General features: G+C 64.7%; 26 protein-coding genes and 1 other RNA gene. 17 read left to right on the forward strand and 10 right to left on the reverse strand.

Features of this window, described 5'->3' with window-relative positions:
• Positions 1-110: 110 nt before the first annotated feature.
• From yihA to dapE, 7 genes are all read left to right on the forward strand, one after another.
• Positions 111-764, forward strand: a complete 654-nt coding sequence (yihA, locus tag IVA98_RS35445) for a ribosome biogenesis GTP-binding protein YihA/YsxC (RefSeq protein ID WP_247302779.1) — start codon at positions 111-113, stop codon at positions 762-764.
• Positions 764-1,129 (forward strand): DUF423 domain-containing protein, encoded by a 366-nt coding sequence (locus IVA98_RS35450; protein WP_247334922.1) that lies wholly within the window; start codon positions 764-766, stop codon positions 1,127-1,129. Before yihA ends, IVA98_RS35450 begins: the two co-directional genes overlap by 1 nt.
• A 106-nt stretch (positions 1,130-1,235) precedes the next feature.
• Positions 1,236-2,123, forward strand: a complete 888-nt coding sequence (argB, locus tag IVA98_RS35455) for an acetylglutamate kinase (RefSeq protein ID WP_247276433.1) — start codon at positions 1,236-1,238, stop codon at positions 2,121-2,123.
• Positions 2,124-2,353: 230 nt separating this feature from the next.
• Positions 2,354-3,340, forward strand: a complete 987-nt coding sequence (locus IVA98_RS35460) for a DUF1036 domain-containing protein (protein WP_247302879.1) — start codon at positions 2,354-2,356, stop codon at positions 3,338-3,340.
• A 14-nt stretch (positions 3,341-3,354) separates the two neighbouring features.
• Positions 3,355-4,044 (forward strand): pyrimidine 5'-nucleotidase, encoded by a 690-nt coding sequence (locus tag IVA98_RS35465; RefSeq protein WP_247334921.1) that lies wholly within the window; start codon positions 3,355-3,357, stop codon positions 4,042-4,044.
• Positions 4,045-4,283: 239 nt separating this feature from the next.
• Positions 4,284-5,129, forward strand: a complete 846-nt coding sequence (gene dapD / locus IVA98_RS35470) for a 2,3,4,5-tetrahydropyridine-2,6-dicarboxylate N-succinyltransferase (RefSeq protein ID WP_247356726.1) — start codon at positions 4,284-4,286, stop codon at positions 5,127-5,129.
• A gap of 10 nt (positions 5,130-5,139) precedes the next feature.
• Positions 5,140-6,306: a succinyl-diaminopimelate desuccinylase gene (gene dapE, locus IVA98_RS35475; protein WP_247302770.1), complete on the forward strand. Its 1,167-nt coding sequence runs from the start codon at positions 5,140-5,142 to the stop codon at positions 6,304-6,306.
• Positions 6,307-6,399: 93 nt separating this feature from the next.
• Here dapE and truA read toward each other — a convergent pair whose 3' ends face one another.
• The 3 genes from truA to def form a co-directional block, all read right to left on the reverse strand.
• On the reverse strand, positions 6,400-7,137 hold the full coding sequence (gene truA, locus IVA98_RS35480) for a tRNA pseudouridine(38-40) synthase TruA (RefSeq protein ID WP_247302877.1): 738 nt from the start codon (positions 7,135-7,137) through the stop codon (positions 6,400-6,402).
• A 119-nt stretch (positions 7,138-7,256) separates the two neighbouring features.
• Positions 7,257-8,192, reverse strand: a complete 936-nt coding sequence (gene fmt / locus IVA98_RS35485; protein WP_247302768.1) for a methionyl-tRNA formyltransferase — start codon at positions 8,190-8,192, stop codon at positions 7,257-7,259.
• 126 nt (positions 8,193-8,318) lie between these two features.
• Entirely contained in the window at positions 8,319-8,843 is a 525-nt protein-coding gene (gene def, locus IVA98_RS35490; RefSeq protein WP_247302766.1) for a peptide deformylase, read from the reverse strand.
• Positions 8,844-9,014: 171 nt separating this feature from the next.
• On the opposite strand from def, the gene IVA98_RS35495 reads away from it, so the two are divergent.
• The 3 genes from IVA98_RS35495 to IVA98_RS35505 all read left to right on the forward strand — a co-directional run bounded on the left by IVA98_RS35495 (position 9,015) and on the right by IVA98_RS35505 (position 12,166).
• Positions 9,015-10,214: a DNA recombination protein RmuC gene (locus tag IVA98_RS35495; RefSeq protein ID WP_247302764.1), complete on the forward strand. Its 1,200-nt coding sequence runs from the start codon at positions 9,015-9,017 to the stop codon at positions 10,212-10,214.
• Positions 10,215-10,344: 130 nt separating this feature from the next.
• Entirely contained in the window at positions 10,345-10,647 is a 303-nt protein-coding gene (locus IVA98_RS35500) for a GIY-YIG nuclease family protein (RefSeq protein ID WP_247302762.1), read from the forward strand.
• A 160-nt stretch (positions 10,648-10,807) separates the two neighbouring features.
• Entirely contained in the window at positions 10,808-12,166 is a 1,359-nt protein-coding gene (locus IVA98_RS35505; protein WP_247302760.1) for an AmpG family muropeptide MFS transporter, read from the forward strand.
• Positions 12,167-12,310: 144 nt separating this feature from the next.
• Here the strand turns inward: IVA98_RS35505 and IVA98_RS35510 are convergent, their stop codons facing one another.
• The 6 genes from IVA98_RS35510 to IVA98_RS35535 all read right to left on the reverse strand — a co-directional run bounded on the left by IVA98_RS35510 (position 12,311) and on the right by IVA98_RS35535 (position 16,859).
• Positions 12,311-12,745 (reverse strand): hypothetical protein, encoded by a 435-nt coding sequence (locus IVA98_RS35510; RefSeq protein WP_247302758.1) that lies wholly within the window; start codon positions 12,743-12,745, stop codon positions 12,311-12,313.
• A 27-nt stretch (positions 12,746-12,772) separates the two neighbouring features.
• Positions 12,773-13,375 carry a recombination mediator RecR gene (recR, locus tag IVA98_RS35515; RefSeq protein ID WP_247302756.1) on the reverse strand — a complete coding sequence of 201 codons (603 nt, stop codon included), beginning with the start codon at positions 13,373-13,375 and terminating at the stop codon, positions 12,773-12,775.
• 1 nt (position 13,376) lies between these two features.
• Entirely contained in the window at positions 13,377-13,697 is a 321-nt protein-coding gene (locus tag IVA98_RS35520; protein ID WP_247276423.1) for a YbaB/EbfC family nucleoid-associated protein, read from the reverse strand.
• A 26-nt stretch (positions 13,698-13,723) separates the two neighbouring features.
• Positions 13,724-15,541: a DNA polymerase III subunit gamma/tau gene (locus tag IVA98_RS35525; RefSeq protein ID WP_247302753.1), complete on the reverse strand. Its 1,818-nt coding sequence runs from the start codon at positions 15,539-15,541 to the stop codon at positions 13,724-13,726.
• 92 nt (positions 15,542-15,633) lie between these two features.
• Positions 15,634-15,730, reverse strand: an RNA gene (gene ffs / locus IVA98_RS35530) — signal recognition particle sRNA small type.
• A 127-nt stretch (positions 15,731-15,857) separates the two neighbouring features.
• Entirely contained in the window at positions 15,858-16,859 is a 1,002-nt protein-coding gene (locus IVA98_RS35535) for a GlxA family transcriptional regulator (RefSeq protein WP_247334915.1), read from the reverse strand.
• 105 nt (positions 16,860-16,964) lie between these two features.
• On the opposite strand from IVA98_RS35535, the gene IVA98_RS35540 reads away from it, so the two are divergent.
• From IVA98_RS35540 to IVA98_RS35570, 7 genes are all read left to right on the forward strand, one after another.
• The gene (locus IVA98_RS35540; protein ID WP_247302750.1) at positions 16,965-17,606 is read left to right on the forward strand and encodes an HD domain-containing protein; all 642 of its coding nucleotides are present in this window, start codon (positions 16,965-16,967) and stop codon (positions 17,604-17,606) included.
• Positions 17,607-17,946: 340 nt separating this feature from the next.
• Complete coding sequence (locus tag IVA98_RS35545) at positions 17,947-18,366, forward strand: HIT domain-containing protein (protein WP_247276420.1); 420 nt, start codon at positions 17,947-17,949, stop codon at positions 18,364-18,366.
• A gap of 9 nt (positions 18,367-18,375) precedes the next feature.
• The gene (gene nudC, locus IVA98_RS35550; RefSeq protein WP_247302748.1) at positions 18,376-19,320 is read left to right on the forward strand and encodes an NAD(+) diphosphatase; all 945 of its coding nucleotides are present in this window, start codon (positions 18,376-18,378) and stop codon (positions 19,318-19,320) included.
• 13 nt (positions 19,321-19,333) lie between these two features.
• The gene (locus IVA98_RS35555) at positions 19,334-20,287 is read left to right on the forward strand and encodes a sugar kinase (RefSeq protein ID WP_247302746.1); all 954 of its coding nucleotides are present in this window, start codon (positions 19,334-19,336) and stop codon (positions 20,285-20,287) included.
• A 67-nt stretch (positions 20,288-20,354) separates the two neighbouring features.
• A complete protein-coding gene (locus IVA98_RS35560) occupies positions 20,355-20,864 on the forward strand; it encodes an Lrp/AsnC family transcriptional regulator (RefSeq protein WP_247276417.1) in 510 nt (169 codons plus the stop codon).
• Positions 20,865-21,002: 138 nt separating this feature from the next.
• Positions 21,003-21,287: a hypothetical protein gene (locus IVA98_RS35565; protein ID WP_346657763.1), complete on the forward strand. Its 285-nt coding sequence runs from the start codon at positions 21,003-21,005 to the stop codon at positions 21,285-21,287.
• A complete protein-coding gene (locus IVA98_RS35570; RefSeq protein WP_247302873.1) occupies positions 21,284-22,750 on the forward strand; it encodes a methyl-accepting chemotaxis protein in 1,467 nt (488 codons plus the stop codon). The genes IVA98_RS35565 and IVA98_RS35570 overlap by 4 nt, the downstream gene beginning before the upstream one ends.
• Before the next feature lie 65 nt (positions 22,751-22,815).
• On the opposite strand, the gene IVA98_RS35575 is transcribed toward IVA98_RS35570, so the two are convergent.
• A complete protein-coding gene (locus tag IVA98_RS35575) occupies positions 22,816-24,315 on the reverse strand; it encodes a phosphomannomutase/phosphoglucomutase (protein ID WP_247334907.1) in 1,500 nt (499 codons plus the stop codon).
• Positions 24,316-24,324 lie beyond the last annotated feature (9 nt).

Raw genomic sequence — 24,324 nt, forward strand, 5'->3', positions numbered from 1 at the left:
CGGCCGCGAGGCCGCGTCTCGAAGGATGGCGACGGGCTCCCGGGCCTGCATGGTTCGAGACGGCGCTTGCGCGCCTCCTCACCATGAGGAACTAGCACTGGGCCTTGAGCATGACCGACGACAAAGATGCGAAGCTGATCGAGGCCGGGCGCAAGCTGTTCGCGCGCGACTGGCAGTTCATCTGGGCCTCGCCCTCGATTGCCACGTTGCCGCCGATGGCGGGGCTGGAGATCGCCTTTGCCGGCCGCTCGAACGTCGGCAAGTCCAGCCTGATCAACGCGCTCACGGGGCGCAACGCGCTGGCGCGCACCTCGCATACGCCGGGCCGCACCCAGGAGCTGATCTTTTTCGAGGTCCCGGGAAAGAGTGACCTGCGCCTCGTCGACATGCCCGGCTACGGCTATGCCAAGGCGCCCAAGAGCCAGGTCGCGTCCTGGACCGAGCTGATCCACAAATTCCTGCTGGGACGTGCCTCACTCGCGCGCGTCTACGTGCTCATCGACGCGCGACATGGTCTCAAGGACGTCGATCTCGAAGTTCTGAAGACACTCGACCGCTCCGCCGTCAGCTACCAGGTCGTGCTGACCAAGGCCGACCAGGTGAAGGCGTCCGAGCTGCAATCGCGCATCGCCGAGACCGAGGCCGGGCTGGCCAAGCATCCCGCTGCATTCCCGAACGTGCTCGCGACCTCGTCGCGGAGTTCGATCGGCATGGCCGAGCTGCGCGCCGCCATGGCGAAGCTCTTGGAAGAGCGGACCGCCTGATGACGGCACAACGCCTGCTGATTGGGCTTGCCGGCTTGATGGGCGCCGCCGGCGTTGCGCTGGCGGCCGCCTCGGCGCATGACGGCGATGCGAGCCGGCTGGCATCTGCCAGCGCCATGCTGCTGTTTCATGCAACTGGCATACTTGCAACCGTCGCCTTGCTCGCGCGCGGCCTTCTGCATGGCGGAATTGGCCTCGTTGCCGCGTTCGGCCTTGCAGCAGGCGCCGCGCTGTTCGCGGGCGATCTCACCTTACGGCAATATGCGGGATCTGGGCTATTTCCGTATGCAGCGCCGACGGGTGGAACGGTGATGATGTTGGGCTGGCTGGCGGTGAGCGTGGCGGCGGTGGCGGTGAAGACGTAGCTCTCTTTCTTACCCTCGCCTGGAGGGAGCGTAAGAGCACTTTGCGCCACGCCCGCCAATCGGATAGAACGCAGCCCGCGTTAGTCCCGCCAGCGAGATCCGCCTCATGACCGACATCTCCCCGCTCGACCAGGCCCGCATCCTGTCCGAAGCGCTGCCGCACATGCAGCAGTATGACGAGGAAACCATCGTCATCAAATATGGCGGCCATGCCATGGGCGACGAGGAGACGGCCAAGAACTTTGCGCGCGATATCGTGCTGCTGGAGCAGACCGCGATCAACCCGGTGGTGGTGCATGGCGGCGGGCCGCAGATCGCGACCATGCTCAAGCGCCTCGGCATCGTCTCGGAATTCGCCGCCGGCCTGCGCATCACCGATGCCGCGACCATCGAGATCGTCGAGATGGTGCTCGCCGGCTCCGTCAACAAGCAGATCGTCGGGTACATCAACGAAGCTGGCGGCAAGGCCGTGGGTCTGTCGGGCAAAGACGGCAACATGGTGAAAGCGTCGAAGACGACGCGGACCATCATCGATCCGGACTCGAACATCGAGAAGGCGATCGATCTCGGCTTCGTCGGCGATCCCGAGAAGGTCGATCTCACCCTGCTCAACCAGCTGATCGGCTACGAGCTGATCCCGGTGCTGGCGCCGCTCGCGACCTCTCAGGACGGCCAGACGCTGAATATCAACGCCGACACGTTTGCGGGTGCGGTGGCCGGCGCGCTCAAGGCCAAGCGCCTCTTGCTACTCACCGACGTGCCTGGCGTGCTCGACAAGTCCAAGAAGCTGATCCCGCAATTGTCCGTCAAGGACGCGCGAAAGCTGATCGCCGACGGCACCATTTCCGGCGGCATGATCCCGAAGGTCGAGACCTGTATCTACGCGCTCGAACAGGGCGTGCAGGGCGTCGTCATCATCGACGGCAAGATGCAGCATGCGGTGCTGCTCGAGCTCTTCACCAACCAGGGCACGGGAACGCTGATCCACAAGTGATGCGGGAACGGGCAAGGAAAGAGGGCGTCATGCCCGGGCTTGTCCCGCCTGCGCGGCCGAAGCCGCTTCGGCGAGGCGAAGGCCCGGCCATCCACGACTCTCGCATTGCTCGGTCATTTCGGAGCGCCCGAAGGGCGAATCCGGAATCTCGAGATTCCGGGTTCGATGCTTCGCATCGCCCCGGAATGACTGGATCGCAGCACCGCCGCTCGCCCCTCACCCGCTGCCTGATGACGCTGCCTGCCGCAGCCGCCTCGTTCTTCTTCTCCTCCGCGCCGGCCTTTGCGGACCTCAAGATCTGCAACCGCATGTCCTATGTCGTCGAGGCCGCGATCGGCATCGACGACAAGGCCGCGACCGCGACGCGGGGCTGGTTCAGGATCGATCCCGCCACCTGCCGCGTGGTGGTGCAGGGCATGTTAACCGCCGACCGCATCCTGCTCAATGCGCGCGCGCTCGGTGTCTATGGCGCCTCGCCGATCCCGCAGAACGGCCGCGACATGCTGTGCGTGGCGCAGGACAATTTCGTCATCGCGGCGGCGCGGCAGTGCCGCAGCGGCCAGACCCAGGCCGCGTTCACGCAGGTGACACCGACGCAAGGCGCGGACGGCAACCTCATTGCCTATCTCGCCGAGGATTCCGAATATGACGACGAGCAGGCGCGCCTCGCCGGCATCCAGCGGCTGCTGGTGATCGCGGGCTACGACGTCGGCGCGATCGACGGCGTCGATGGGCCGAAGACGCAAGCCGCGCTGGCTGCCTTTTTGAAGGGCCGCGGGCTGTCGTCCGACGTGGTGTCGTCGCCAAATGTCTTCAAGACCATGATCGATGCGGTGCAGACGCCGTCGGCGACTGGCCTCACCTGGTGCAACGACACGCCGCACAAGGTGATGGCGGCGGTCGCGACCGACGACGGCAAGTCGGTGACGAGCCGAGGCTGGTATCGCATCGATCCAAAGACATGCCTGCATCCTGATGTGACCGGCCAGCCCCGGCAGATCTTCAGCTTCGCCGAAGCGGTCGATGCCGACAACCGCGTCATCAAGCTGAAGGACCGGCCGCTGAACTGGGGCGGCGACAAGCAGCTCTGCACGCGCGAGACCAAATTCGAGACGAGCGAGCAGGCCGATTGCAGCGCGCGCGGATTTGCGGCAACGGGGTTTGGGGCGGTGGATATGTCGAGCGGCGGCAAGACGCTGCGGTTTGCGATGCCGTGAGCGAGAGTGTTGTGATGAAATCTCCCCGCGCCTTTGCTCAGGTCGACACCTGGGTGTTCGATCTCGACAACACGCTCTATCCGCATCACGTCAATCTGTGGCAGCAGGTCGATGCGCGGATCGGTGAGTTCGTGTCGAGCTGGTTGAACGTGACCCCAGAGGAAGCGCGCAAGATTCAGAAGGATTATTACCTGCGCTTCGGCACCACCATGCGCGGCATGATGACCCTGCACGGCGTCTCCGCCGACGACTACCTCGCCTACGTCCACAAGATCGACCACTCGCCGCTGGAGCCGAACCCGGCGCTCGGTGCAGCCATCGCTGGACTGCCGGGCCGCAAGTTGATCCTGACCAACGGCTCGGTCGACCATGTCGATGCGGTGCTGGCGCGGCTGGGCTTCGCCTCGCATTTCGACGGCGTGTTCGACATCATCGCCGCCGAGTTCGAGCCCAAGCCGGCGCCGCAGACCTACCGCAAATTCCTCAGTCAGCACGCCGTCGATCCGACCCGCGCCGCTATGTTCGAGGATCTCGCCCGCAACCTCGCCGTCCCGCACCAGCTCGGCATGACCACGGTGCTCGTGGTGCCCGACGGCGCGAAAGAGGTGGTGCGCGAGGACTGGGAGCTGGAGGGCCGCGACGCCGCTCATGTCGACCACGTCACGGATGATCTGACGGGGTTTTTGGCCAAGCTGTCGGGGTAGGCCTTATCGCTCAACCATGCATCGTCATTCCGGGGCGCCCGAAGGGCAAACTACGGTGCGCAATTGCGCACCGGAGAATCTCGAGATTCCGGGTTCGATGCTTCGCATCGCCCCGGAATGACGGTGGAGATACCCGGGGCAAGCCCGGTAGCGACGAATGTGCGCTTGACTTGACCTTTCCAAATCCCGAAAAAGCGCCCCAATCCATCAAAATTCCCGTTTCCTTTGAGGAAATCCCGATGTCCCTTGCAGCCCTCGAATCCACCATCAACAGCGCCTTCGACGCGCGCGAGACCATCTCGACCACGACCAAGGGCGAGGTGCGCGAGGCCGTGGACCAGGCGCTGGAAATCCTGGACAAGGGCGAGGCGCGCGTTGCCGAGCGCGGCAGCGACGGCAAGTGGAAGGTCAACCAATGGCTGAAGAAGGCCGTGCTGCTCTCCTTCCGCCTCAACGACATGGACGTCATTCCCGGCGGATCGGGCAAGGCGACCTGGTGGGACAAGGTGCCCTCGAAGTTCGAAGGCTGGGGCGAGAACCGCTTTCGCGATGCCGGTTTCCGTGCCGTCCCCGGCTCCATCGTGCGCCGCTCGGCCTTTATCGCCAAGAACGTCGTGCTGATGCCGTCCTTCGTCAACCTCGGCGCCTATGTCGATGAGAGCACCATGGTCGACACCTGGGCCACCGTCGGCTCCTGCGCCCAGATCGGCAAGCGCGTGCACATCTCCGGCGGCGCCGGCATCGGCGGCGTGCTCGAGCCGCTCCAGGCCGAGCCCGTGATTATCGAGGACGACTGTTTCATCGGCGCGCGGAGCGAGGTCGCCGAAGGCGTGATCGTGCGCAAGGGCGCGGTGTTGGCGATGGGCGTGTTCCTGGGCGCCTCCACCAAGATCGTCAACCGCGAGACCGGCGAAATCTTCATGGGCGAAGTGCCCGAATATTCCGTGGTGGTGCCGGGCGCGCTGCCCGGCAAGCCCATGAAGAACGGCCAGCCCGGTCCGAGCACCGCCTGCGCCGTCATCGTCAAGCGCGTCGACGAGCGCACGCGGTCGAAGACGAGCATCAACGAGCTGCTGCGGGATTGATCGGACGCGCATGACCGATGCTCTCTCCATTGCCCGCGATCTCATCCGCTGCCCCTCGGTAACCCCGGCCGATGCCGGTGCGCTCGGGGTGCTTGAACAAGCCCTGAACGCAGCAGGCTTCACCTGTCACCGCGTGACCTTCAGCGAACCCGGCACCGCCGACATCGACAATCTCTATGCGCGGATCGGCAGCGAGGGCCCGCACATCACCTTTGCCGGCCACACCGACGTGGTGCCGCCCGGTGACGAGAGCGCCTGGAGCGTCGGCGCGTTCTCGGGCGAGGTCCGGGATGGTTTCCTGCACGGCCGCGGCGCGGTCGACATGAAGGGCGGCATCGCCTGCTCGGTGGCGGCGGTGCTGGAGCATCTCGCCGCCAATGAGGGCAAGCCGCGCAAGGACGGCAAGGGCTCGATCTCCTTCCTGATCACCGGCGACGAGGAAGACGTTTCGATCAACGGCACGGTCAAGCTGCTGGAATGGGCCGCCGAGCGCGGCGAAAAGTTCGACCATTGCGTGCTGGGCGAGCCCTCCAACGTCGAGACGCTCGGTGACACCATCAAGGTCGGCCGCCGCGGCTCGCAATCCGGCACGCTCTATGTCGACGGCGTGCAGGGCCATGTCGCCTATCCGCATCGCGCCTCCAACCCGGTGCCTGATATCGCGCGGCTGATCGTGGCGATCTCCGACGAGCCGCTCGACCATGGCAGCGCCCAGTTCCAGGCCTCCAATCTCGAATTCACCTCGGTCGACGTCGGCAACAAGGCCAGCAACGTCATCCCCGGCGAGGCCCGCGCGAAATTCAACATCCGCTACAACGACAACCACACGCAAGCATCCTTGCGCGAATTGGTCGAGGCGCGCCTCGCCAAAGCCTGCGGCAACCGCATCCGCGCCCGCATCGTCTGGGATCACTCGAACTCCAACGTGTTCGTGACCAAGCCCGGCCCGTTCACCGATCTTGCAGTGTCCGCGATCGAAGAAGTGACGGGCCGCAAGCCGGAGCTGTCGACCTCGGGCGGCACGTCGGACGCGCGCTTCATCTCCAGCTACTGCCCAGTGATCGAGTTCGGCCTGGTCGGCCAGACCATGCACCAGATCGACGAGCGGGTGCCGGTGACGGATCTGGAGAAGCTGACGCGGGTGTATCGGGGAATTTTGGCGCGGTATTTTGCGTAAGGTGCTGCTGCTTTGCCTGCGGTGTCTTCGCCAAATCCTCCGCCGTCATGCCCGGGCTTGTCCCGGGCATGACGCTACTGGCGGCATTAGGCTCTAATAATCCACCTTCACCAGATACAGCCCCTGCGGCGGGGCGACGATGCCGCAGGCGGCGCGACTGCGGGCGGCGAGTGCGGCCGACAGATCATCGGCCGTCCAGCGTCCCTCGCCGACCCAGACCAGCGATCCCACCATCGAGCGCACCTGGCTGTGCAGGAACGAGCGCGCAGAGGTGACAATGGTGATCTCGCGGCCGTCGCGTATCACGTCGAGCTGATCGAGCGTCTTCTCCGGCGACTTGGCTTGGCACTCGGTATCGCGGAACGTCGTGAAGTCGTGCTTGCCGAGCAGACGCTGGGCTGCTGCATGCATCGCGTCACTGTCGAGCCGGCGCGGCACGCGCCAGGCGCGACCGACGTCGATGGCGAGATTGGCGCGGGTGTTGATGATGCGGTAGCGGTAGTGGCGCTTGATGGCCGAGAAGCGTGCCTCGAAGGTCTCGGGGACGATCTCGGCCTCGAGCACCGCGATCGGATGCGGGCGCAAATGCGCGTTGAGCCCGTCGCGAAAACGATCCGGCGCAAATTGCTTGCCGATGTCGACATGCGCGACCTGGCCAAGCGCGTGCACGCCGGCATCGGTGCGGCCAGCGCCATGCACCCGCGCGCCCGCGCCGGTCATCGCCTTGACCGCGGCCTCCAGCGCGCCCTGCACCGAGGGCAGCGTCTCCTGCACTTGCCAGCCGAAGAACGGCGCGCCGTCATATTCGATGGTGAGCTTGTAACGGGGCATCGTGTCCAGTTTCACCGTCATTGCCCGCGAAGGCGGGCAATCCAGTACTCCGCAGCCTATCAGATCAACCGAGAAGCCTCGGCGTACTGGATACCCCGCCTTCGCGGGGTATGACAGTGTCAGCTGAATTTCGCGCCCGCCCTCACAGGCACGCCGCGCAGAAAGTCCGCGGCCCGCATCCTGGCCTTGCCTTCGCGCTGCAGCTCGAGGATGCGAACCGCACCCTCGCCGCAGGCGATGGTGAGGTGGTCGTCGAGCACCTCGCCCGGCGCACCTGAGCCGTTCGCCAATTCACATCGCAGGATCTTGACGCGCGCATTTTCGCTGACGTCCACAAGCTCGGTCCAGGCGCCGGGAAACGGCGACAGGCCATGGATGTGGCGCAGCACCGCGCGTGCGGGTTTGGTCCAATCGATCCGCCCCTCGGCCTTGTCGATCTTAGCGGCATAGGTGACACCGTCCTCGCTCTGCTTTTTGAGCTGGAGCCCGCCGCGTGCGAGCGCCGCCATCGCGCGCACCATCAAATCGGCACCTAACCGGGACAGGCGATCGTGCAGATCGGCCGCGGTCATGCTGTCGGTGATCGCGATGCGCTCGGCCATGGCGACGTCGCCGGTATCTAAGCCGACATCCATCTTCATCACCATCACGCCGCTTTCGGCATCGCCCGCCATGATGGCGCGGTTGATCGGCGCGGCGCCGCGCCAGCGCGGCAAGAGCGAAGCGTGCAGATTGTAGCAGCCGAGCTTCGGCGCATCGAGGATCGCCTGCGGCAGGATCATGCCATAGGCGACGACGACGGCGGCATCGGCATCGAAGGCGCGAAACTCGTCGAGCGCTTCCGGCGTCCTCAACGTCTTCGGCGTCAGCACGTGAACGCCGAGTTTTCGCGCGGCTTCTTCAACCGGAGTGGGCTGCAATTGCAGGCCGCGCCGTCCGCCCGGCTTCGGCGCGCGGGTGTAGACGGCGGCGATCTCGTGGCCATGCGCGACCAGCTCGAGCAGCGTCGGCACGGAGAAATCGGGCGTGCCCATGAAGATCAGGCGGAGGGGCATGTGGAAGACCTGCGAAAGGCGCAATCCCGTGACAGTCATTCCGGGGCGGCGCGAAGAGCCGAACCCGGAATCTCGAGGTTCCGGGTTCGATGCTTCGCATCGCCCCGGAACGACAGAAAGCCTACTCTACCCCGCGCGCTTGGCGGCCTTCTCGAACTTCTTCATGACGCGGTCGCGCTTCAGCTTCGACAGGTAGTCGACAAACAGGACGCCGTTGAGATGATCGATCTCGTGCTGGATGCAGGTGGCATAGAGGCCTTCGGCATCCTCTTCGTGCAGCTTGCCGTCGAGATCGGTGAAGCGCACGCGCACCTTCGCCGGGCGCTCGACCTCCTCGTAATATTCGGGGATCGAGAGGCAGCCTTCCTCGTACACTGAAAGTTCCTCCGAGGAGGAGAGAATCTCCGGATTGATGAAGACGCGCGGCTCGTGCCTGGTCTCGCCGTCCTCGTCGCGCTTGGCGAGGTCCATGGTGATCAGCCGCAGCGGCTGCGCGACCTGGATCGCGGCGAGGCCAATGCCAGGCGCGTCGTACATGGTCTCGAACATGTCGTCGGCAAGCTTGCGGATCTCCGACGTGACCTTCTCGATCGGCTTGGAGACCAAACGCAGCTGCTTGTCGGGCAGGATGATGATTTCTCTTAGGGCCATGGCCGCGATTTAAGCTGCGTGTCGGGTGCGGTCAATCCGGCGCGGAACTCCGTTAACCCTCCGCTAACCATAAAACTTCAGATTTCGTTAACCATAAGAATCAACGGGACTTTGGCCATAGACGTTCGCTATTCGTTCGTGGAGCCCGGCGAATCGGCTAGAAGGGTCGGCATGAACGAGATCATCTTCGTGCTCGGCGACTGGCCGGTGCGCACCATCGACGCGCTGATCGGCTTCGGCGCCCTCGTCCTCATCCTGCTGGTGGTGATTGCCGTGGTGATCGCGCGCTCCGGGCGGCGCGGCGCGGAACTCGCGATGGCCAATGCCATCCGTGCCGACGAGCTCGAGGAGCGCCTGAGCGAGGTGCTGCGGGCGCAGAGCGAGGCTTCGGGCCGGGTCGACGCCATGACCCAGGCGCTGGCCGGCCGCCAGGCCGAGATGGCACGGGCGGTCAATGAGCGGCTGGATTCGGTGACGCATCGCGTCGGCCAGTCCATGGAACACTCCACCCGCAACACCATGGAGAGCCTGCGCGCGCTGCATGAGCGGCTCGGCATCATCGACAGCGCGCACAAGAACCTCACCGACCTCACCACCCAGGTGACGACCCTGCGCGACGTGCTCGCCAACAAGCAGTCGCGCGGCGCCTTCGGCCAGGCGCGGATGGAGGCGATTGTCCAGGACGGTCTTCCAAAGGGGTCCTACGAGTTCCAGTTCACGCTCTCGACCGGCAAGCGGCCGGATTGCGTCGTGTTCCTGCCCGACCAGCGCCCGCTCTGCATCGATGCAAAATTTCCGCTGGAGGCGGTGACGGCCCTGCACGATGCCCGCACCGACGAGGAGCGGCGGATTGCCACGCAGCGGCTACGCGGCGACGTGATGAAGCACGTCAGCGACATCGCCGAAAAATACCTCGTCACGGGCGAGACCCAGGAGATGGCGCTGATGTTCGTGCCGTCGGAATCGGTCTATGCCGAGATCCATGACGGCTTTGACGACGTGATCCAGAAAGCGTACCGCGCTCGCGTGGTGCTGGTGTCGCCGTCGCTTTTGATGCTCGCGATCCAGGTGATGCAGCAGATCATGAAGGACGCGCGCATGCGCGACGCAGCCGACCAGATCCGCACCGAGGTTATCAAGCTCGGCGACGATTTGAGTCGTCTGCGCGACCGAGTGCTGAAACTGCAAAAGCATTTCTCCGACGTCAACGAGGACGTCCGCCAGGTTCTGATCTCGGCCGACAAGATCGAAAAGCGCGCCGGACGTATCGAGGAGCTCGATTTCAGCAAGAGCGATGCCCCCGATGCCCCACGGCTGGTAGCGACGGGCGCGGGCGAGGTGTTCCCGAGGAAGCTGCAGGCAGGGGAGTGAGATTTGGGGCACACTGTCATGCCCCGCGCAGGGGGCATCCTGTACGCCGCGGCAATCGTGGTTGAGCCGAGGCGCTGGTGATTACTGGATCGTCCGCCTTCGCGGACGATGACAGCAGTAGGGGTGTCGCATGAGTGCACGCCATTACTACGTCTACATTCTCGCCAGCAAAATTGGCGCAACGCTCTATATCGGCGTGACAAATGACCTCATCCGCCGGGTCGCAGAGCACAGATCAAAAACTCGTCGAGAGCTTCACGGAAAAGTACGACGTCGCAAGGCTGTCTACTTTGAGCAGTTCGATGATCCCGAGAACGCAATAAAGCGCGAGAAGCGCCTTAAGAAGTGGAACAGGGCCTGGAAGATCCGGCTGATTGAGCAGCACAACCCGAACTGGGATGACTTGTATCCCGGAATAGCCGGGCTGCCATAAGGTCGTCATGCCCCGCGAAGGCGGGGCATCCAGTACGCCGCGGCGGTCCTATTGGATCGAGACGCTGGTGGATACTGGATCGTCCGCCTTCGCGGACGATGACAGCGGAGAGGGCGACGACACCTCCCTTGTGGCGGCCAGAATCTGCTAACACCTCCGCATGACCGCACCCGACGCGACCTCCTCCGCCGGCGCTGCCGCCGCCTCTTGGCGTGACAGCCTTGCCGTGTACCTGCAACCGCGGGTGCTGATCGTGCTGTTCCTCGGCTTCTCATCCGGCCTGCCGCTGGCGCTGTCGGGCTCGACGCTGCTGGTGTGGATGCGCGAGGCCGGAGTCGATCTCAAGACCATCGGGCTGTTTGCGCTGGTCGGCACGCCCTACACGCTGAAATTTTTGTGGGCGCCATTGGTGGATGCGATGCATGTGCCGCTGTTCACCCGCGCCTTCGGGCGGCGGCGTGGCTGGCTCTTGTTCTCGCAGATGTTGCTGATCATCGCCATCCTGCTGCTGGCGCTCACCGATCCCGCGCGCTCGCCGTTCTACGTCGCGCTCGGCGCGCTGCTGGTCGCAACCATGTCCTCGACCCAGGACATCGTGGTCGATGCCTTCCGTGTCGAGAGCTTGCCCGAGAGCGAGCAGGCAGCCGGCATGGCCGCTTATGTCGCGGCCTATCGCATCGGCATGCTGGTCTCGACCGCGGGCGCGCTGTTCATCGTCTCCGGCTTCGAGGGCACCGGCATTAGCCGGCAATCGGCCTGGATGTGGGGCTATGTGGTGATGGCGGCGATGGTGCTGATTGGCACCATCACGGCGCTCCTCGCAACCGAGCCCGAGCAATCGGTGCGGGCGGAAGCTGCGACAAAGGCCGAGACCGCGTTCGCGCGCGTGCTGCGCGCCGCGATCGGGGCGTTCTCGGAATTCCTGTCGCGGAAAGACGCGCTCGCCGCGCTCGCCTTCGTCGTTCTGTTCAAGTTCACCGACGCGTTCTCCGGCACGATGACCGCGCCGTTCGTGATCGACCTCGGCTTTTCCCGCAACGATTATGCGGCGATCGTGAAGGGGGTCGGGCTCGCCGCGACGTTGCTCGGCGGCTTTGCCGGCGGTTTTGTCGCGCGGCGTTATTCGCTCGCGACCAGCCTGTGGATCGGCGGCGTGGTGCAGGCACTCGCCAACCTTTCGTTCTCCTGGCTGGCGTTCGTCGGCACCAGCCAATGGGCGCTCGCCTTCGCCATCACGGCTGAGAACTTCACCAGCGCCATCGGCACCGTGATCTTCGTCGCCTATCTCTCCGCCCTGTGCAAGAACCCGTTGCACACGGCGACGCAATACGCGCTGCTCACCGCGCTCGCGGCGGTGGGGCGAACGTATCTCTCCTCAGGTGCCGGCTTCGTGGCTGATACGACCGGCTGGGCGCTGTTCTTCGTGATCTGCGTGCTGGTGGCGATCCCGAGCCTGGTACTGCTGGCCTGGCTCCAGAAGCGCGGGCATTTCAAGACGCTGGGGCCAGTCAGGGTATAGGACCGACGTCTCGCCTTCATCGTTGCGAGGAGCTCTTGCGACGAAGCAATCAAGACCGTTTCCGCGGAAGAATTTCTGGATTTGCTTCTTCGCTCGCAATGACGGCGGAGAAAGCCGCGGCAAGGGGGCAATCGCGAGCCATTCCTACTGCTTCTTGATCAAACTCCACTTGGTGATCACGGCCTCGCTCATCTGGCCGGCATCGCTGGCGCAGGCGATCTCGTCAACCTTGACCGAGATTTCCTTGCCGACGAATGATTTCAGCTGCGCGGCCTGCGCGTCGCTGGAGGTGACGAGCTGGAAGGTTTCGGGGCCGGTCTCGAGATTGCACAGCCCGTTCGGGGGCGGCAGGCGGCGCGGCTCGGAGGTGATCTGGTAGGTTGCAACGCGCTTGCCGTTCTTGAGGTCGCGCACCTTCATCGCATTCAACTCGCCGGAGAGCACGTCGCCGGTGTTGATCGGCTTGCCGGGCTTGGACGGCGGCAGCGCCTCATCGCCCTGCTGCGCGGAGATGGCCGGGCTCACCAGCATCATCATCGTCGCAACCAAAGCCGATCGTATGGCGAAAGGTTTCGTCATGTCGTCCGTTCCGTAAATTCTGGATGGCTAGAACAGGGTACGCTGCCGCATCGCAGCCGATAGCGTACCTTCATCGAGATAATCAAGCTCGCCGCCGACAGGAACTCCATGGGCGAGCCGCGTCACCTTCACATTGGCGTCCTGGAGCAGGTCGGTGATGTAGTGCGCCGTGGTCTGGCCGTCCACCGTTGCGTTAAGCGCCAGAATGATCTCGTGCACCTGCGAATCATGCGCGCGCGCCACCAATGCGTCGATGGTGAGGTCCTGCGGGCCGACGCCGTCGAGCGGCGACAATGTCGCGCCGAGCACATGATAACGCCCCTGGGTGGCATTGGCCCGCTCCAGCGCCCAGAGGTCGGCGACGTCGGCGACGACGACGATGATGGAGGGATCGCGCTTCGGATCGGTGCAGACGGTGCAGGGATTCTGCGTATCGATGTTTCCGCAGGTCTTGCAGACCTCGACCTTGTCGAGCGCGACCTGGAGGGCCGACGAAAGCGGCACCATCAGCGCTTCGCGCTTCTTGATCAGATGCAGCGCCGCGCGCCGCGCCGAGCGCGGGCCGAGGCCCGGCAGCCGCGCGAGGAGCTGGACCAGCCGCTCGATCTCCGGACCTGCAACGGCGCCCATATTACTGGCCGAACAACCCCGGCGGCAGGCCGAGCCCGCCGGTCAGGGCCTGCATCTTCTCCTGCATCGCAGTCTCCGCCTTGCGGCGGGCATCGCCGAAGGCGGTGACGAGCAGGTCTTCCAGCACCTCGCGCTCGTCCGCCTTCATCAGCGCAGGGTCGATCTTGACGGCCTTAACGTCCATCTTCGCAGTCATGCGCACCGCGACGAGGCCGCCGCCGGAGATGCCTTCGACTTCCACGTTGGCGAGTTGGTCCTGCATCTCCTGCATCTTGGATTGCAGCTGCGCCGCCTGCTTCATCATGCCGAGAAAATCAGCCATCGGTGCTCGTCCTTGGAAAGAATGGCTCAGAGCTCATCGTCGCCGTCGGAACCGTCGGGCGGATCGTCACTGCCATAGTCGGCGTTAATATTGGCTTCCGGCAGCTCGGGGGCAAGCCTGCGGACCTCGACGACCTTCGCACCGGGGAAACGCGACAGCACCTCCTGCACGCGCGGATCGGCCTCGGCGGTGCGCGCATGCTCCTGCTTCGCGGCCTGGTTCACCGAGCGCAGCGTCGGCTGGCCCTGCTCGTTGGAGACGATCACGGTCCAGCGGCGCCCGGTCCACAGCTCGAACTTTTTCGCGAGCTCGGAGATCATGGTCTTGGAGGCGTTGGGCTCGAGCGCGACTTCCAGCCGGCCCTCCTCGAAGCGGACGAGGCGCATGTCGCCTTCGAGCGCGCTCTTGGTCATGATGTCGCGCTTCTGCCCGGCCAGCGCGACGAGCTGGGTGAAGCTGGTGACGCGCAGCACCGGCGCTGCAGCTTGCGGATCCGGCGCGGGCGCCGCCATTTGCGGCCGGGCGCTGGCACCGAACGGGGACGGCGCGGATGTCGGCATGCGAACCGGCGCAGCAGACGCGACCGGTGCGGAAGGCGCGCTGCGCGTGACACTGCCGCTGCTCACGACCGGCGAACCGCCGCCGTTCTGCTCCAGCATCCGGATCGCCTCGTCCGGCGTCGGCAGGTCGGCGACATAGGCAATGCGCACCAGCACCATTTCCGCCGCCGCGGCGGGACGCGTCGCGGCCTGCACCTCGGTGATGCCCTTGAGCAGCATCTGCCACATCCGCGACAGCACGCGCATGGAAATCTTGGACGCGAAGTCCCGCGCGCGGACCCGCTCGGTCTCGCCATAGGCGACGTTGTCGGCGGTCGCCGGCACGATCTTCACACGGGTGACGAAATTGACGAACTCGGCGAGGTCCGAGAGCACGACGATGGGATCGGCGCCGACATCGTACTGGTCGCGGAACTCCTTGAAAGCGGCCGCGATGTCGCCGCGCGCCAGTGAATCGAAGAGATCGATGACGCGGGTGCGATCGGCGAGGCCCAACATCTGCCTGACGGCATCGGCCTTCACGGTGCCAGCCGCATGCGCGATCGCCTGGTCGAGCAGCGACAGCGAATCGCGCACCGAGCCTTCGGCGGCGCGGGCGATGATGCCAAGCGCCTCGGGCTCGATCTCGACGCTTTCCTTGGCCGCGATGTTGGCGAGGTGCTTCATCAGCACGTCGGCCTCGACGCGGCGCAGGTCGAAACGCTGGCAGCGCGACAGCACGGTCACCGGAACCTTGCGGATTTCGGTCGTGGCGAACACGAACTTGGCGTGCTCCGGCGGCTCCTCCAGCGTCTTCAGGAAGGCGTTGAACGCCGCCGTCGACAGCATGTGGACTTCGTCGATGATGTAGACCTTGTAGCGGGCGCTGGCGGGGGCATAGCGCACGCTGTCATTGATCTGGCGGACGTCGTCGACGCCGGTGTGCGAAGCGGCGTCCATCTCCAGCACGTCCATGTGCCGGCTTTCCATGATCGCCTGGCAGTGCACGCCGAGGGTCGGCATGTGGATGGTCGGGCCCTTCACCGAAGCATCCGGCATCTCGTAGTTGAGCGCACGGGCGAGAATACGCGCGGTGGTCGTCTTGCCCACGCCGCGGACCCCGGTGAGGATCCACGCCTGCGGAATGCGACCGGTCTCGAACGCGTTGGAGACGGTGCGGACGACAGCCTCCTGGCCGATCAGATCATCGAAAGAGGAAGGGCGGTATTTGCGCGCCAGCACGCGGTAGGGTGCGGCGGCCTGGCTCGCGCTGTCGGGATCGGGAGGGGCGCCAGCGTCGGTCATCGGTCGATCCGCAATGAAATGTCTGTTGGCCGGCTTTTGCGGAAAGGAGCGCGCCAGCGGGGGGCCGCTGGCGCAATTCGCTCGAAAAACAGGTAGGAGACTGACGAGCGACCCGATCCGGACCTCGTTAGGGCTGCTTCCTTCCGGACCTGACCCGGTTGGCGAGTGGCTCGTCCACCGCCAATCTCCCGGTCCCTATTTGGGGCCAAAGGAAGCGGAAAGCAAGTCGGCTGTCCACGGACATAGTTTCCCTGTCGGGGGCCATCCCCAATCCAGCATACCTGCCGGGTACCGCCAGATCGGATGCCGAGCGTGGTCAGGGCACCTGCCCCGGAACCTCAGCCATGTGCGCAAACTGCTTGCGATATTCGGCCGGCGTCACGCCGACGTGGCGAGCGAAAGCGCGCCGCAAGGTATCGGCATCCGCAAATCCACAACGAATCGCCACTTGCTTTGGCGCTTCGTTACCGAACTCCAGCAGCCGCCTCGCGGCGTCGACGCGGGCTTCTTCGACCCAGGTCGCAGGCGTGATACCTACCTCGGCATGGAACAGCCGCGCGAAATGCCGCGGGCTGAGTTCCATGCGTTTGGCCAGATTCGCAACCCGATGGTCCAGACCGGGATTGGCGGCGACCCAGCGTTGGAGCTCCTGCAATGCCGCACGCCCGGCAGGAACGGCCGCGCCCTTGCGGGTGAATTGCATCTGCCCACCGGGCCGCTTGAAGAACATCACGAGTTGGCTAGCGACTTTCATCGCGATCCCGCGTCCAAGGTCTTCCTCCACCAGTGCAAGCGCGAGATCGAGCCCTGCGGTCACGCCGGCTGCTGTGCGAAGTTTTCCGTCGATGACGTACATCGCGTCCTTGTCGACCGTGACCGACGGAAATTTACTCGCGAGGGTATCGGCGACTGCCCAATGCGTCGTAACCCGCCGGCCGTCGAGAAGGCCGGCCGCCGCAAGGAAGAATGCGCCGCTGCACACCGACCCGAACCGCCGCGTCCTGGACGCTCGCTGGCGAAGCCAGCCGACCACACTGGCATTCGCGGGGATCTCGGTAGCGTTCGGGCATCCGGCGACCAGCAGGGTGTCGATCGGCTCCTGGAAGTCGCGGTCGATGATTCGGTCCGGCATTAAGCGGATGCCGGAGGAGCTGAGGATCGGGCCCGGCTCGGTCGCAGCCACGAAAAGCGCATAGGCCGCACGGCCGGCCTGCACGTTGGCCTCGGCGAACACGTCGAGCGGCCCGGCGACGTCGAGAAGCTGCACCCCTGGCAGCGCAACGATCACAACAGTCCTCGATTTTGGCTTCCCATTCATGTCCGCCTCGGTGCAGATTTGTCCGTTTTAGACGTATCGCGTCAATTGCAGACAGAATAGCCCAGACTTAGCTTGCCAGCCACCAGAGATTTTCAGGAGAACGTCATGTCGAAAATCAACGAAGCCGCCCAGATTCCCGACAGCATGCTCGCGCGTGCCATTACCGAATATATCCGCGACACCGAGACGGACCTGCTCTTCAATCATTCCAGCCGCGTCTACCATTTCGGGGCGCTGGCAGGCATCCGCCGCGGACTGAAGTTCGACCGCGAGCTGCTTTACGCCGGCGCCATGTTTCACGATATCGGCCTGATGCCCGGCCATGGCAGCAAGCACGAGCGGTTCGAAGTCGATGGCGCCCACGCGGCGCGCGATTTCCTGCGCAGCCACGGCATCCCGGAAGCGGATGCCTACACGGTCTGGAGCGCGATCGCGCTGCACACCACGCCGGGCATTCCCCAGCACATGCATCCCGTCGTCGCGCTGGTGACCGCTGGCGTCGAAATGGACGTTCTCGGGCTCACCTACGACGAATATCCCGATGAGGAACGCGAGGCCGTGGTGAAGGCATTTCCGCGAACGGCGCACTTCAAGGAAGACATCATCCAGGCGTTCTACGACGGCATCAAGCATCGGCCCCAGACGACGTTCGGCAACGTCAAGGCCGACGTCATCGCCGACAAGGAGCCGCATTTCCATCGCGGCAATTTCTGCAGCGTCATCCGCAACTCCCATTGGCACGGCTGAGCCCTCGGGACCCACATCATGTCGCGGCGCGCCGCCTTGCGCTCACACATCATCGATAAGGAAACCGTTAGATGACTGACAAGCCGCGAATGGGTTAGGCGTCTTCGCGCCTATCGCAAGGCGATCCGGATGGAATTCGGCGATACCAGAGAGGCACGAGGCTGGTCACTACGAGTCTTCGTCAAACGAGTCCCTCGGCAATGGTCCCGGATCGGCGCGCTTGTCCAGGGCGACGATCGCGTATGCAGTGGCGGCGGAGCCTCAACCTTCCCCTCGCTGACTCCGTATCGTATGGTCGGCTCCAACAAGCCCGAACCCGTCGGGCCCATCCGGAACCTCCATGCCCGAACCCGCCTGGTCGCTGCACTCCCGCCTGAAAGAGGACACGATCGACATCGGCGATCTGCCGCTGTCGAAGGTGCTGGTCATCAAGGACGCGCATTATCCCTGGCTGCTGCTGGTGCCGCGGCGGCCCGATGCGATCGAGATCATCGATCTCGACGAGGTGCAGCAGGCGCAGCTGATGACCGAGATCTCCCGCGTCTCGCGCGCGCTGAAGGAGATCACCAAATGCGACAAGCTCAATGTCGCCGCGCTCGGCAATCTCGTGCCGCAGCTTCATGTTCATATCATCGCGCGCCGCACCAGTGATGCGGCTTGGCCGCGGCCGGTGTGGGGCGTGATGCCGCCGCTGGCGCACGACGCCACTGAAGTGCAGAATTTCATCAGCGCGCTCCGCCGCAAGATTTGGTTGGGTTGAAAGAAAAAAATGTCAGCATTCGACGCGTTCCCGCTGGGACAGCCGGCCTTCGTCACCAACGTCCTCGATCGTGCCGCGCATCTGCGCCGTGACGACGAAAAGCTGTTCGCGCTGGAGCAGAAGCCGTCATCGCGCGCCTATGTGGTCTATCGCGACTCGCTCCTGGTGAAGCGCGAGGGCGAGAAGGTGCGGGCGCTGCTGGGAATTGACGAGGCAGTGAAATGCGGCGCCAATCCCGGCACGGTCTTTCTGGGGCTGCGCGACGGCGCAGCAATGTTCGGCATGGGGATGTCGCAGGCGGCGGCCGAGAAGCTCGTCGGCCGCGACGACTACACCGTGACCGAGCTGCGCGGCATGGCGATGCAGGGCGCGCTTCCGCCACAGGAGCTGTCGGCGATCGCGATGGCGAAGTCGATGGTGAGCTGGCACCAGCGCCACGGCTATTGCGCCAATTGCGGCGCGCGCACCAGCATGAAGGAAGGCGGCTGGAAGCGCGACTGTCCTGCCTGCAAGGCCGAGCACTTTCCGCGCACCGATCCCGTCGTGATCATGCTGGTCGCCTCCGGCGACAAATGCCTGCTCGGCCGCCAGAAGCAGTTTCCACCCGGCATGTATTCCTGCCTTGCCGGCTTCGTGGAGGCGGCCGAGACCATCGAGGACGCGGTGCGCCGCGAGATCCTGGAAGAGTCCGGGATCCGCTGCACCGACGTGCACTATTACATGACGCAGCCCTGGCCATATCCGTCGTCGCTGATGATCGGCTGCAGCGCGCGGGCGCTGAACGAGGACATCGTCGTCGATCGCATGGAGCTGGAAGACGCGCGCTGGTTCACGCGCGAGGAGGCCGCTCTGATGCTGACGCGGACGCACCCCGACGGGCTCGCCGGCCCTCATCCCTTCGCGATCGCCCATCACCTGCTCGGCCGCTGGGTGCACGACAAGAGCCGCTCCTGAGCTGAGAGCGCCCATGACCGGAACGGGACACGCGCCGGGCATCCTCTGCATCGGCATTCCCGTGCGCGACCTCACCTTCCGCGTCGAACACGTGCCAGCGCGCGGCAGCAAGGCCCACGCGAGCCAGCTTGCGGAGATCTGCGGCGGCAACGCGCTCAATGCCGCGATTGCCATTGCGCGACTCGGTGGTCGTGTCGCGTTCGCTGGGCCGATGGGCGATGCGCGGGAGACGTCGAGCAGCTTCATCCTCGAACGGATGGCGCTGGAGGGCATCGACGCCAGCCATATCGTTCGCATGCCGGGCCTGTCCACGCCGGTCTCGGCGATCATGATCGAGCCTTCCGGCGAGCGGACCATCACCATCTATCGTGATCCGGCTTTGTGGAGCGTGGAACTGCCGGACCTGGACGAATTGCTGGCCGATTGCCGCGCGGTCCTCGTCGAAAGCCGCTGCGCCTCGTTCGCGACTTCCCTCTGCACCGAGACACGGCGGCGCGGCATTCCCCTCATCGTCGGCGTGGACCGCGCGATGTCGTTGCAGGACGGCCTGCTCACGGCCGCCTCGCATCTGCTGTTCGCCAGCGAACAGGTGCAGGAGACCGCCAGCATCGCCGACGACGGCGAGGCATTGAAGCGCCTCGCCAAGCTGACGCCGGCCTTCCTCGCCACCACACGCGGTCCCCTCGGCACGATCTGGCTGAACGAGACAGGCGAGTTGAAGGAGACGCCAGCCTTCCCTGTTCAGGCAGTGGATACGCTCGGCGCCGGCGACGTCTTCCATGGCGCATTCACGCTGTGCCTTGCCGAGGGTGAGGGGACGCGGGAGGCGCTGCGATTCGCCGCGGCCGCCGCGGCGCTGAAATGCACCCGCCATGGCGGTGGCCTAGCCGCCCCACAACGCGTTGAAGTTGAAGAGTTTTTGAGAGGGCAGCAGGCGACGATGCCCGGTCAGGCGCCAGCACTATAGACTTGCTATAGAATGATTTTCTCTGTATCAGGGAAATTCGCCCCTGAAATGGAACAAAGTTCTTCAAATGACCGACCTTGCTGTCCAGATCCCCGAGACCAGCCGCCGCCTCGATGCCATCGACCGCAAGATCCTGATGGTGCTCCAGGAAGATGCCTCCCTCTCCGTCGCCGAGATCGGCGACCGCGTCGGCCTGTCCTCGACCCCCTGCTGGAAGCGCATCCAGCGGCTTGAGGCCGACGGCGTGATCATCAAGCGCGTGGCCCTCGTCGACCAGAACAAGATCGGGCTCGGCATCTCCGTGTTCGTTTCGGTGGAGAGCGCCGATCACTCGGACGCCTGGCTGAAGCGGTTCGCCGAAGCCGTCAGCGCCATGCCCGAGGTGATGGAGTTCTATCGCATGGCCGGCGACGTCGATTACATGCTGCGCGTGGTGGTGGCGGACATGCAGGCCTATGACGTCTTCTACAAGAAGCTGATCAGCGCCGTGCCGCTGAAGAACGTCACCTCGCGCTTCGCGATGGAGAAGATCAAGTCGGTCACTGCGCTGCCGATCCCGGCGGTGGTCGCGGCATAGAGCGGCAGGCTCGCGAGGGCTCGGCTTTCTTCTACCAGAGATTTACGCTCGGTTAGCTTCGTGAAGCTATGATCCTCGGAGATGGAGTCGGGGAACGTCCTCAGAACAAGCTGGCTGCCGGCAGCAGCGTTGCTGCTGGTGAGCTGGGTCGCGGTCGCAGCACTTTCGCTGCAGGCGCGACCGAACGCTGAGGTGGTGGCAGTGGCATTCCCGCCCTGGTGGGACGCCCAGCAGGCGTTGCTGGCCGCCGCATCGGCGAACGCCGCGTTTGTGCGGATGACGGCCGCGCCGGCCGTTCTGGTGCTGCGTCCCGACAGCCACGATGGATTGAAGAAGCTGCACGAGGCGGGGGCCTGGCTGACCCTCGACCCGCAAGCGATCGATGCCTGTTTCACGAACAAGCCATTGGGGACTGGGGAATGACCTTCGAAGGTGATGAACTGGCGGTCCTGCGCGCGGGCACGAGCAAGATCCTGCTCGTGGCGCTCTGGCTGCATGTCCCGCTCGCGGTCGTGGTCGGCGTGATCTTGGGCACCGGGTGGTTGCTACCGGCCATTTTCATGGCCGCGATGGCCTCGGCCGCAAGCATCGCGTGGTCGGCTGGAGGAAACGGACCTTCGACCCAAATGATCGTTGCCGTTGCGCTGATGGGCGGCGTTTCGATGCTGGTGTTCCAGTTCGCCGGTCACCCGTGGCAGGTCGACATGCACATGTACTTCTTCGCGGCGCTAGCCTGTCTCGTCGCGTATTGCGACTATCGTCCGATCGTCGCCGGCACGGTTGCAGTCGCTTTGCATCACCTGACGCTGAATTTCGTTCTGCCGGCGGCCATCTACCCCGGCGGCGCGGATCTCGGCCGCGTGGTGCTCCACGCCGTCATCGTTCTGATCGAGGCCGGCGTCCTGATCTGGCTCGCGCATACGGTCACCGGGATCTTCGCAATGGCGGCTCAGAAAACCGCCGAGGCCCAGGCTGCGAGCGCCGCTGAAGCCCGCGCCAACGCAGACCGACTGGAGGCAGCACGCGCCAAACAAAAGCGGGACGACGCCCGTCGCAACCTTGCAGCCGGTTTCGAGCACAGGATCAGCGGTGTCGTCGAAGCGGTGGCGCGCGCTGCGGGCGAGATGCAGGACCTATCCGCGTCGATGCGGGGCAGTAACGTCGAAGCGATGCGGCAGAGCACGGCTGCTGCCACGGCTTCGACCTACGCGACGGCCAATGTAGAGACCGTTGCGGCGGCAACCGAAGAGTTCACGGCTTCGATCAACAGCATCTCCGAGCAGGTGACGCGATCGGCCCAAATCGCGGCGAAAGCCGCTGAGGAAGCGCGTCGGACCAATACGGTTGTCGAAATGCTCGCAACCGGCACGCAAAAGATCGGGGAGGTCGTGACGCTGATCCAGAGTATTGCCAGCCAAACCAACCTGCTGGCCCTGAACGCGACCATCGAAGCGGCGCGAGCCGGTGAGCATGGTCGGGGCTTTGCGGTCGTCGCAAGCGAGGTCAAGGCACTGGCCAATCAGACCGCCAAGGCAACTGAAGAGATCTCCGCCCAGATCCAGGACATCCAGGCGGCCACCGGTGAGGCGGTCGGCGCGATCGAGGCGATCGGCGGCACTATCGCCGAAATCGACCGCATCTCCGGTGAGATTGCCGCTGCGGTCGAGCAGCAGGGCGGAGCGACGCGTGAGATTGCCAACAATTTGCAACAGGCTGCCGACCGGACCAGAGACGTTAACAAGAACATCCTCAGTGTCAGCCGGGCATCGGAAGACGCGAGCAAGGCCACTGACCGGCTGCTAGAGGCAGCCAACGGCTTGTCGTCGCAATCCGATCAGTTGAAATCCGAGGTGAACGGCTTTCTCGGTGCGCTGCAGGCGGCGTGAGCCGCCCGCGCATGGCATAGTCGGCTGCACTCGCCTCGACTCAGGCCGCCGCGGTTCGGCGCGCTTCAGATCTTCTGGTTGTACTCGCCGACCTCGGGATGCGTGCGCAGCACGCTGTTCACCATCTCGAACATGTCGTGCATGCGCTGCTCCGAGACCGGGCTCTCGACCACGACGACGAGTTCGGGCTTGTTGGAGGAAGCGCGCACCAGGCCCCAGCTGCCGTCTTCGACCGTGACGCGCACGCCGTTGACGGTGACGAGATCACGGATCGCCTGGCCGCCGATCTTGGCGCCCTTCGCCTGCAACTCCTCGAAATGCTTCACAACGGCGTCGATGACGCCGTATTTGACCTCATCGGCGCAGTGCGGCGACATGGTCGGCGACGACCAGGTCTTTGGCAGCGCGTTCTTCAGGTCGGCCATCGACTTGCCCGGAGCGCGGTCGAGCATGTCGCAGATCGCGATCGCCGAGACCAGGCCGTCGTCATAACCGCGGCCGAACGGCTTGTTGAAGAAGAAGTGTCCCGACTTCTCGAAGCCCGCCAGCGCGCCCATCTCGTTGGTGCGGCGCTTCATGTAGGAATGACCTGTCTTCCAATAGGCGACCTTCGCGCCCTGCTTCTGGAGCACGGGATCAGTGACGAACAGGCCGGTCGACTTCACGTCGACGACGAACTGCGCGTCCTTGTGGATCGCCGACATGTCGCGCGCCAGCATCACGCCGACCTTGTCGGCAAAGATCTCCTCGCCGCTGTTGTCGACGACACCGCAGCGGTCGCCGTCACCGTCGAAGCCGAGACCGACATCGGCTTTGTGATGCAGCACCGCGTCCCGGATCGCGTGCAGCATCTCCATGTCCTCGGGATTTGGATTGTATTTCGGGAAGGTGTGGTCGAGCTCGGTATCGAGCGGGATCACCTCGCAGCCGATCGCCTCCAGCACCTGAGGCGCGAATGCGCCGGCTGTGCCGTTGCCGCAGGCCGCAACGACCTTGAGCTTGCGCTTCAGCTTCGGACGAGAGGTGAGATCGGCGATGTAGCGCGCCGGATAGTTCTCGTGGAACTGATAGGAGCCGCCGGCCTTGTTCTTGAACTCGGCGCCCAGCACGATCTGCTTCAGCCGCGTCATCTCGTCGGGACCGAAGGTCAGCGGGCGGTTGGCGCCCATCTTCACGCCGGTCCAGCCATTGTCGTTGTGCGAGGCTGTCACCATGGCGACGCAGGGCACGTCGAGATCGAATTGCGCGAAATAGGCCATCGGCGTCACCGCAAGGCCGATGTCGTGCACCTTGCAGCCGGCCGCCATCAGGCCGGAGATCAGCGCGTATTTGATCGAGGCCGAATAGCCGCGAAAATCATGGCCGGTGACGATCTCCTGCCTGACGCCGAGCTCGGCGAACAACGCGCCCAGGCCCATGCCGAGCGCCTGCACACCCATCAGGTTGATTTCCTTCTGGAACAACCAGCGCGCGTCGTACTCGCGAAAGCCCGTCGGCTTCACCATCGGCTCGGATTCGAAGGCATAGGTGTTGGGCAACAATACGGACTTCGGCTTCGGGAACATTGAGACGGT

Origin of the sequence: Bradyrhizobium sp. 160, assembly GCF_023073735.1 — a bacterium.
Lineage (GTDB): Bacteria > Pseudomonadota > Alphaproteobacteria > Rhizobiales > Xanthobacteraceae > Bradyrhizobium.

Bases quoted from the DNA above. Each gene is read 5' to 3' on its own strand.
- IVA98_RS35545 (WP_247276420.1), top strand. From the start codon at position 17,947: ATGCCCGAACCCGCCTGGTCGCTGCACTCCCGCCTGAAAGAGGACACG.
- nudC (WP_247302748.1), top strand. From the start codon at position 18,376: ATGTCAGCATTCGACGCGTTCCCGCTGGGACAGCCGGCCTTCGTCACC.
- recR (WP_247302756.1), bottom strand. From the start codon at position 13,375: ATGGGCGCCGTTGCAGGTCCGGAGATCGAGCGGCTGGTCCAGCTCCTC.
- yihA (WP_247302779.1), top strand. From the start codon at position 111: ATGACCGACGACAAAGATGCGAAGCTGATCGAGGCCGGGCGCAAGCTG.
- IVA98_RS35555 (WP_247302746.1), top strand. From the start codon at position 19,334: ATGACCGGAACGGGACACGCGCCGGGCATCCTCTGCATCGGCATTCCC.
- def (WP_247302766.1), bottom strand. From the start codon at position 8,843: ATGGCCCTAAGAGAAATCATCATCCTGCCCGACAAGCAGCTGCGTTTG.
- IVA98_RS35495 (WP_247302764.1), top strand. From the start codon at position 9,015: ATGAACGAGATCATCTTCGTGCTCGGCGACTGGCCGGTGCGCACCATC.
- truA (WP_247302877.1), bottom strand. From the start codon at position 7,137: ATGCCCCGTTACAAGCTCACCATCGAATATGACGGCGCGCCGTTCTTC.
- IVA98_RS35510 (WP_247302758.1), bottom strand. From the start codon at position 12,745: ATGACGAAACCTTTCGCCATACGATCGGCTTTGGTTGCGACGATGATG.
- dapD (WP_247356726.1), top strand. From the start codon at position 4,284: ATGTCCCTTGCAGCCCTCGAATCCACCATCAACAGCGCCTTCGACGCG.
- IVA98_RS35560 (WP_247276417.1), top strand. From the start codon at position 20,355: ATGACCGACCTTGCTGTCCAGATCCCCGAGACCAGCCGCCGCCTCGAT.
- IVA98_RS35535 (WP_247334915.1), bottom strand. From the start codon at position 16,859: ATGAATGGGAAGCCAAAATCGAGGACTGTTGTGATCGTTGCGCTGCCA.
- IVA98_RS35540 (WP_247302750.1), top strand. From the start codon at position 16,965: ATGTCGAAAATCAACGAAGCCGCCCAGATTCCCGACAGCATGCTCGCG.
- IVA98_RS35505 (WP_247302760.1), top strand. From the start codon at position 10,808: ATGACCGCACCCGACGCGACCTCCTCCGCCGGCGCTGCCGCCGCCTCT.
- IVA98_RS35500 (WP_247302762.1), top strand. From the start codon at position 10,345: ATGAGTGCACGCCATTACTACGTCTACATTCTCGCCAGCAAAATTGGC.
- IVA98_RS35520 (WP_247276423.1), bottom strand. From the start codon at position 13,697: ATGGCTGATTTTCTCGGCATGATGAAGCAGGCGGCGCAGCTGCAATCC.
- IVA98_RS35570 (WP_247302873.1), top strand. From the start codon at position 21,284: ATGACCTTCGAAGGTGATGAACTGGCGGTCCTGCGCGCGGGCACGAGC.
- IVA98_RS35575 (WP_247334907.1), bottom strand. From the start codon at position 24,315: ATGTTCCCGAAGCCGAAGTCCGTATTGTTGCCCAACACCTATGCCTTC.
- IVA98_RS35450 (WP_247334922.1), top strand. From the start codon at position 764: ATGACGGCACAACGCCTGCTGATTGGGCTTGCCGGCTTGATGGGCGCC.
- IVA98_RS35465 (WP_247334921.1), top strand. From the start codon at position 3,355: ATGAAATCTCCCCGCGCCTTTGCTCAGGTCGACACCTGGGTGTTCGAT.
- IVA98_RS35460 (WP_247302879.1), top strand. From the start codon at position 2,354: ATGACGCTGCCTGCCGCAGCCGCCTCGTTCTTCTTCTCCTCCGCGCCG.
- IVA98_RS35525 (WP_247302753.1), bottom strand. From the start codon at position 15,541: ATGACCGACGCTGGCGCCCCTCCCGATCCCGACAGCGCGAGCCAGGCC.
- fmt (WP_247302768.1), bottom strand. From the start codon at position 8,192: ATGCCCCTCCGCCTGATCTTCATGGGCACGCCCGATTTCTCCGTGCCG.
- argB (WP_247276433.1), top strand. From the start codon at position 1,236: ATGACCGACATCTCCCCGCTCGACCAGGCCCGCATCCTGTCCGAAGCG.
- dapE (WP_247302770.1), top strand. From the start codon at position 5,140: ATGACCGATGCTCTCTCCATTGCCCGCGATCTCATCCGCTGCCCCTCG.